Here is a 6,776-nt window from a genome sequence, read left to right as displayed (position 1 = left end):
CCCACTGCCGTTGACCGCCGCGATACGGCTGGCCAGCGCCCTTCGCAACCAGGCCCTCGATTCCGGCAGCGGTCATCGTCTCCAACCACTCCGCCGCCTCGCCGGCATCCCGGGTCGCGGGAGAGAGGTTCAGGGGCGCGGACCATCCCCGGGCGAGCTCCTCGAGCAACGCTCGGCGATCGCGCAGCGGCAGGCCGCGCGCATCCTGATCGGCGACGGCGAGCACGTCGAAGGCCGCGAACGACGCCGGCCACTCGTGCGCGAGCCGCGCCACGGTGGCCGCGCTCGAGGATGCGCTCGTCGATGCCGACGCTCCCATCCACCTGACCCCGAAGACGTCCGAGCTCTCCCGCGCGCAGGACTGGTTCACCCGGTTCGAGGGCGCTGGATTGGATGGTGTCGTCGCCAAGCCGCTCGATGCCGTGTACCAGCCGGATAAGCGAGTGATGTTCAAGGTGAAGCACGAGCGCACAGCCGACTGCGTGGTCGCCGGTTACAGGCTTCACAAGAGCTCGACACCGAGCAAGCCGCTCCTCGGGTCACTCCTGCTCGGACTGTACGACGGCGGGCGACTCCAGCATGTTGGCGTCTCCGTTTCGTTCACGACAGCGCGGCGGGCGGCGCTGATCGAGGAACTGAAGCACCTGGAGGCCGGCACGGACGACCATCCGTGGGTGCAGCCCGGCGCTGCTGGAACTGCGACGGAAGACCGGATGCCGGGCACTCAAAGCCGGTGGAGCCAGGGCAAAGACCTCTCCTTCGTCCCGCTTCGCCCCGAACTGGTCGTCGAAGTGGCGTACGACCACATGCAGGGAGACCGGTTCCGACACACGGCCAGGTTCCGGCGGTGGCGTCCGGACCGAGACCCGACGACATGCACGTACGAGCAGCTCGAGAAGCCGGTCGATTTTCGCCTCACGGAGGTGCTTAACACCACCCCTAATCGTTGAGCCGCTCGTACCGCACCGCGCCCAGGTGGGTCACGGGGGTTGCAGGAGCGAGGAGCCTGGGAGAAACCGCCTACTGTCCGGCTGGTCGAGCGCGGGTGTGCGGGGGGACCACGGTGCCGTCTGAGCGCTCGTAGCCGGCGACGTAGACCTCTCCTGCGCCGGGGGTGCTGTCGCCGCCTGCAGGCGTGCTCGCGGCGCCGGTGTCGGCCGTGCGAGGCTGCGGGCGGGGGATGTCTCGGAGCTTGTCGTAAGCGAAGCCGTCGACGTCTTTGCGGTAGGTGCGCCACGGTGCGCCGGCGGCGTTGACGTCGTCGACGTAGTAGACGTCTGCGCGCACGGTGACCCCCTCGGGTGCGCCCTTGGTGGCCATGGCCACGGCCCGTGCGCACGCGGAGAATCGGTCGTCGTCGACGTACAGCGAGTCGGTGATGTGCTCCGGGACGTACCGGGCCTGGTAGGCGGCGTCGTCCGTGCCGTCCTGGAAGGCGGCGTAGCCCTTCTCCCAGCGGTTGATCACTCGCGCCCGGGTGACTTCCCGCGGCCCGTCGACGGCGATGATCTCGATCGACGTGTACCCGTTCTCGGAGAGTTGCTGGAACCGCTTGAGCAGCTTCGCCTTGCTGCCGTGCACGCCGTCGATCACGACCCGCTCGCCCCGCTCGAGGGAGATCGTCGCTGCTGCTGCGGCGAGATCGGATGATTCCTCGTGCACGAGGGAGGCGAGTTCACCGGGGGCGAACTGGTCGCCGGCGTCGATGTGGGACTTCACCGCCGGGGGCACGATCTCGTCGTACTCCCCCGACTCGCGCAGCTTGCGCAGCAGCCGCGTCTTGAAATCGTCGGGGTCGATGAACCGCCAGTGCTTCTCCTCGGCCTCGGGGATGCGTTCGCGGCGCGCGGAGCTCTTGCCGGCGCCGGGAGGGCCGGCCATCACCAGCACCTGGCGGTCGCGGATCACCGCGTCGTTCTCGGCGAAGAACTCCTGGATGATCTGCTTGTGCAGCCTCGCTCGAGACGCGGTGGGGCGTCCTCGGCGGTAGTTCTGCTCGCGCTGATGCGTGGCGGTGGGGGCGTCGGCGTCGATGGGGCCGTTGACAGCGGTGAGGGATCGAAGCGCAGCCAGGTGCTCCGAGTGGTCGGAGTCCGTCAAGCGGCTGCTCTTTCGATCTCCTCGTACTCCTCGTCAGAGAGCAGGTCGAGCCCCACATAGGCGTGGTAGACGGCGTCGAAGCTGTTGTCCACGACCTCCCAGTCGTCGGCTTCGCCCTGGGTCTTGTACTGCGGGTCGTAGTTCCAGTGCTTGAGGAGCTCGACGAACTCCTCGTGCGAGATCTCACCGCGCTGTGCCTGACGCACGAGCTCCATGGCCGTCGCAGCCACCGGCTTGTCGGTCGTCACGGCGACGCCCTTTGTCTTTTCCAGCGCCTTGAGGATGCGCGACATCTGCGACTCGCTCTTGCCCAGCGCGGCGCCGAGCTCCTGCAGCTGGACGCCCTTGCCGAAACGAAGGGCCACGAGGCGCTCCTCGATCGCCTTCTCGAGGAGATCGTGTCGGCGCTGCAGGTTCGCGAGCTCGCGAAGCTCCGCGGCGGTGTCGGTGGTCGTTGTCATGTCGATCGCCTCCTCTCACCCCCAGTCTACTAGCTCTTGCACATATGCAAGTGGGTTTTCTGGGAGGCCGGCGTCAGGCGCTGGCCAGCTGCGGCAGGCGCTCCCGGATGGTGCGCACCGCGGTCAGCAGTGAGTCCGGCTCGCGCCGAAGGGCCTCGATCTCCCGCATGAACGTCACGACTGGTTCGGGAGGCAGCAGGCCCCACCCTGGTCCGTCCTGCAGCTGAGCGGGGATGCGGTCGATCAGCCAGACCGGCCCGTCGAAGGTGTAGGCACGCTCGAGGGGCAGTCGGCGCAGCACGGCGTAGACCTCCCCGGCGATCACGGAGATCCGCCACTCCGATTCCGGGGCGCCGGGCAGCTGCGTCTCGGTGAGGCGGAACCCATCAGCGACATCCCAACCGCCGAGATCTCCGGTGACCCCGTTGGCGGCCTCCCGGGCGGGGTTCTCCGCCAGGTAGACGAACGGGTTCTCGTAGACGATGACGCCCTCGGGGGCGTCCATGTAGCGAGGGCGGGTCACTCTGCCTCACCACCCCGGTCGACGCGGATGGAGAGGAGCTCGTGCCCTTCGGGCACCTGCGCGTGCAGCTGCTCGCGAGCCTGCTCGTAGCTGTCGGCCTCGACGGTGATCGTGTCCGTCGCGGTGCTTCGGATTGTGCCGGTGACGCGCATGGAATGGGACTCTAGCTGCGACGTCAGACTTCGATCTGCCGTGCGATGAAGGCGGCCATGCCGGGGACGGTGAAGGCGACGATTCCGTGCTCGGGTGCGAAGACGAGGCCCTTGTTGATCAGGGCGGCTCGCGTCGGGCCGAGGCTTTTCGGCTTCTTGTTCAGTCGCGCGGCGATCTCCCCGGAGGAACTGCCGGAGTCACCATCGAGGGCCATCGCGCGAAGGTACTGTTGCTCGGCAGGGGTCGCTCGATCCCATCGAGCGCGAAAGAACCCGTTGTCGAGTTGGTTGTTGCCCTGCAGGATGCCGAGCTCGGCATCGTGTTTGGTGATGATGGGGCCGGCGGCAACGTTCCAGGTCTCCTGTCCGTACTGCTGCAGAAAATAGGGGTAGCGGCCGGAGTCGGCCACCACGAGCGCAACAGCATCGTCATCCCACTGGGCGTCTTCCTGGGCGGCGGGGATTGTGAGAGCTTCGGCGACGACCGTCTCGTCGATCTGTTGGATCTTGGAGTACTGGAAGCGTTCGGCGTAGGACTTCGCTTCAGCCATGATGCGAGGGAGACTCGGCAGCCCGGCGAACGCGAACAGCAGGGGCCACTCGTCTTGTGCGGCCGCGTGCGCGATGGTGCAGAGTGTCGTGAGCTCGTCGACGTCGAGATCCTGTGCTTCGTCGATGAAGATCCCCAAGCCGATGTTCTCTTCCGCAGCTGCATCCGACAGATCGCGGAGGAGCTTTCGTAGGTCGGTGTCGAGGATGCCGGTGTCGGCGCCGCCACCTTCTGCCCCAGAGAGATCGAGACCGAATGACCATGTCCCCGTGGTGTCGTAGGAAGCTTTGAAGCTGAGAGCGGTCCTGATCGCTTTCAGCAGGCGTTTCCCCGCGGTGGGTCGCGCAAGGTCCGACAGTGGCGCGTAGAGCGCTTCTCCGAGCAGCTCTCGCAGCGTCTTACCCGATCCGGCTTCGATTTGAGCGACGATCCACCCTCGCTTACTCGCGTTGCGGCGGAACTCCGAGAGCAGCACGGTCTTGCCGACCCCTCGCAGCCCGTACAGTACGAACGGCTGATCGGTGCGGCCTCGTTCGGCCCGCTGCAGCGCGGTTGACCACGCTCGGAGCGCGTCATCACGTCCGACGAGCGCTGCTGGTTTTCGCCCTGCTCCCGGCGAGTAGGGATTGCGCACTGGGTCCACAGCGACTCCGTCTATCGAGATCTACTGAAGTCTAGTGAAACACTAGACATCGTTAGATTCTCATAGAACCTGTCTCACTGCGGTAGCGGTTGGATCAGTTTCGGGTCTCGGGGGTCGACAGTGCGACTGTTGTTCACTCGCCGGTCGACCTCGTGCGTGCGCATCGTCGCAGCGATCGCGCTCGAGCTCGCGTCGAGCTCGCCGAGCAGCTCGAGCCGGTTGCTCTTGGACGCGGCGCTGTCGCCATCGACGGTGAGGGAGGCGGGGTTGAGCCAGTCGTCCCACAGGTCCCGAGACAGGAACGCCGGCATCCGGTCGTGGGCTTCGCCGGAGGCGTCTCGGGCCTCGCGGGTGACGACGACGAACACCCGTCGCCGCTGCCCGTCGATCTCGGTCGTCCAGGTCAGGCCGGCCGCGGCCAGCAGAGCGTCGTCTTCGGCGTGGATGAAGTGCGGCTGCTTGTTACCCTTCTCCCCCGTCCACTCGTAATAGCCGATCATCGGGACGATGCAGCGGGCGTTGGAGAACGCGCCCACCCAGAACCCCGTGGGCAGCTTCTCGATGCGTGCGTTGATGATCGGGGCGCCCGTGGGCCGGTTCGGCGGTTTCGGCCAGTCCCAGCGCGCCAGGGTGATCTCACGCTCGATCGTCCCCTCGTCCTGCCACTCCCGCACGATCGGGGCGTTGACGGTCGGGGCGATGGAATACGCGGGACGCCAGTCCTGCGGGCGGCCGCCCTGCGCGACGAACTCGGCCACCAGCTGGTCGGTCTTGTCGGTGGAGAGCAGTATTTCGGGAGGCAGTATTCGCACCACGGCTTGGTGGGCTCCATGTTGACCAGGTGATGATCGTGTCCGCCGGTTACGCCTGCTCGGGCAATGCTCGGATCGCCCGTTCGATCTGGGACGTGGTTGGTGCCCCAGCGAACCCGTTCTCCGTTGTGTAGACGCGGCACGCAAGTGCCTGTACAGGAGATGTCGGGAATAGGTCGACGCCGTCGGCCAGGAGCGTGGGCGATCCTCCGAACCCGAGGCTTGCCGCTTCGGCCTCGGTGTGGATCGTCACCAGCTCGACGGCGACGCCCCCGAGCCCGAGAGCGTCGAGCGCCGCGCGTGCGTTGGCTTCGGCGATGTCCGTGTTGGGGCAGTCGACGATGTGCAGCAATTCCACTTTCACGAGGCGCTTTCCGTTCTCTCGCTGTTGGTCATCGTGCGAGCGTTCGGCAGGAGGAGGTTCAGGCAGACGAGTCCGACCCCAATCACGACGAAGACGTCGGCGACGTTCCCGACGAAGAGGTCGCCGTAGGCGAGGAAGTCGGTGACGTGGCCGCGGCCGAACGCGGGCGGGTTCATGATTCGGTCGATGAGGTTGCCGACCGCGCCGCCGAGGACCAGCCCCAGCGCGAGGCCCCAGCGGGCACCGCGCAGCCGAATGGCGAAGATGACCACCGCGGCGGAGGCGAGTACGCCGATGAGGGTGATGATCCAGGTGGCCCCGGAGCCGAGCGAGAACGCGGCTCCGGGGTTGTAGACCAGGGACAGGCCGAACAGGTCCCCGACCAGCGGGATCCGTTCCCCCGGGGCCAGCTGTGCCACGGCGAGGGCCTTCGAGGCCTGGTCGAGCACCACAGCGAGCACGGCCACGACCAAGGTGAAGCCAAGGGCTCTCCTCGCCTGCGGCCGTGGGCCCGTACGGTCTTCGCCGACTGTCGCGGCGACGTCCTGCACGGTCACGCGATGGTCTTCCGGGTCCGGGCGGCGCGCAGACCGTTGAGGATCACGACGACCTCGGCGATCTCGTGCACGAGCACCACGGCGGCGAGGCCGAGGACGCCGAAGAGGGCGAGCGGGAGCAGGGCGCTGATGATCAGCAGCGACAGGATGATGCTCTGGTTGATGATGTGCCGTCCGCGGCGGGCGTGGTCGAACGCGCGCGGCAGCAGCCGCAGGTCGTGGCCGGTGAAGGCCACGTCGGCGGACTCGATCGCGGCATCGGAGCCGGTCGCGCCCATCGCGATGCCGATATCGGCAGCGGCCAGGGCGGGGGCGTCGTTGATGCCGTCGCCGATCATCGCGACCGAGCCCTTCGCACCGAGCTCTGCGATCGCAGCGGCCTTGTCCTCCGGGCGCAGTTCGGCGCGGACGTCCTCGATCCCCGCTTGGGCGGCGAGGGCGCGGGCGGTGCGAGCGTTGTCGCCGGTGAGCATCGTGACCCCGATGCCCTGCGCGGCGAGGGTACGGACGACCTCGGGGACCTCCGGGCGCAGCTCGTCGCGGACGCCGATCGCGGCGACCGGCTCGCCGTCGCGGTGGACGATCACGACGGTCATGCCCTGCTCCTCCAGCCC

The 6,776-nt window shown here is 67.5% G+C and carries 10 protein-coding genes and 1 pseudogene; 1 reads left to right on the top strand and 10 read right to left on the bottom strand.

Annotated features, from left to right (window positions below):
- A partial coding sequence (locus AX744_RS02610) for an ATP-dependent DNA ligase (RefSeq protein ID WP_442922827.1) occupies nt 1–274 on the bottom strand: 274 nt, incomplete at its 3' end.
- Nucleotides 275–278: 4 nt separating this feature from the next.
- Here AX744_RS02610 and AX744_RS02605 point away from each other — a divergent pair.
- Nucleotides 279–950, top strand: a pseudogene (locus AX744_RS02605) (ATP-dependent DNA ligase); the annotation flags it as partial.
- A 70-nt stretch (nt 951–1,020) separates the two neighbouring features.
- Here AX744_RS02605 and AX744_RS02600 read toward each other — a convergent pair.
- The 9 genes from AX744_RS02600 to AX744_RS02565 all read right to left on the bottom strand — a co-directional run.
- Nucleotides 1,021–2,100: a zeta toxin family protein gene (locus tag AX744_RS02600; RefSeq protein WP_061015314.1), complete on the bottom strand. Its 1,080-nt coding sequence runs from the start codon at nt 2,098–2,100 to the stop codon at nt 1,021–1,023.
- A complete protein-coding gene (locus AX744_RS02595; RefSeq protein WP_061015313.1) occupies nt 2,097–2,561 on the bottom strand; it encodes a hypothetical protein in 465 nt (154 codons plus the stop codon). Before AX744_RS02595 ends, AX744_RS02600 begins: the two co-directional genes overlap by 4 nt.
- Before the next feature lie 73 nt (nt 2,562–2,634).
- Nucleotides 2,635–3,084 (bottom strand): hypothetical protein, encoded by a 450-nt coding sequence (locus AX744_RS02590; protein ID WP_061015312.1) that lies wholly within the window; start codon nt 3,082–3,084, stop codon nt 2,635–2,637.
- Nucleotides 3,081–3,236 carry a hypothetical protein gene (locus AX744_RS20165; protein WP_157543501.1) on the bottom strand — a complete coding sequence of 52 codons (156 nt, stop codon included), beginning with the start codon at nt 3,234–3,236 and terminating at the stop codon, nt 3,081–3,083. Before AX744_RS20165 ends, AX744_RS02590 begins: the two co-directional genes overlap by 4 nt.
- 23 nt (nt 3,237–3,259) lie before the next feature.
- On the bottom strand, nt 3,260–4,429 hold the full coding sequence (locus tag AX744_RS02585) for an ATP-binding protein (RefSeq protein WP_061015311.1): 1,170 nt from the start codon (nt 4,427–4,429) through the stop codon (nt 3,260–3,262).
- Between the two features lie 74 nt (nt 4,430–4,503).
- The gene (locus AX744_RS02580) at nt 4,504–5,244 is read right to left on the bottom strand and encodes an SOS response-associated peptidase (RefSeq protein WP_061015310.1); all 741 of its coding nucleotides are present in this window, start codon (nt 5,242–5,244) and stop codon (nt 4,504–4,506) included.
- 46 nt (nt 5,245–5,290) lie between these two features.
- A complete protein-coding gene (locus AX744_RS02575) occupies nt 5,291–5,599 on the bottom strand; it encodes a hypothetical protein (RefSeq protein WP_436970512.1) in 309 nt (102 codons plus the stop codon).
- A gap of 2 nt (nt 5,600–5,601) precedes the next feature.
- Complete coding sequence (gene lspA, locus AX744_RS02570) at nt 5,602–6,162, bottom strand: signal peptidase II (protein ID WP_016465415.1); 561 nt, start codon at nt 6,160–6,162, stop codon at nt 5,602–5,604.
- The coding region (locus AX744_RS02565) for an HAD-IC family P-type ATPase (RefSeq protein ID WP_157543500.1) at nt 6,159–6,776 on the bottom strand (618 nt) is incomplete at its 5' end. The genes lspA and AX744_RS02565, both read right to left, overlap by 4 nt.

It is taken from the genome of Microbacterium sp. CCH5-D1 (assembly GCF_001557335.1).
Classification (GTDB): domain Bacteria; phylum Actinomycetota; class Actinomycetes; order Actinomycetales; family Microbacteriaceae; genus Microbacterium; species Microbacterium oxydans.
This window is presented reverse-complemented; position numbering and strand designations above follow the sequence as displayed.

Excerpts from the sequence above, each read along its gene's own strand:
- AX744_RS20165 (WP_157543501.1), bottom strand. The coding sequence starts at position 3,236 with ATGCGCGTCACCGGCACAATCCGAAGCACCGCGACGGACACGATCACC.
- AX744_RS02595 (WP_061015313.1), bottom strand. The coding sequence starts at position 2,561 with ATGACAACGACCACCGACACCGCCGCGGAGCTTCGCGAGCTCGCGAAC.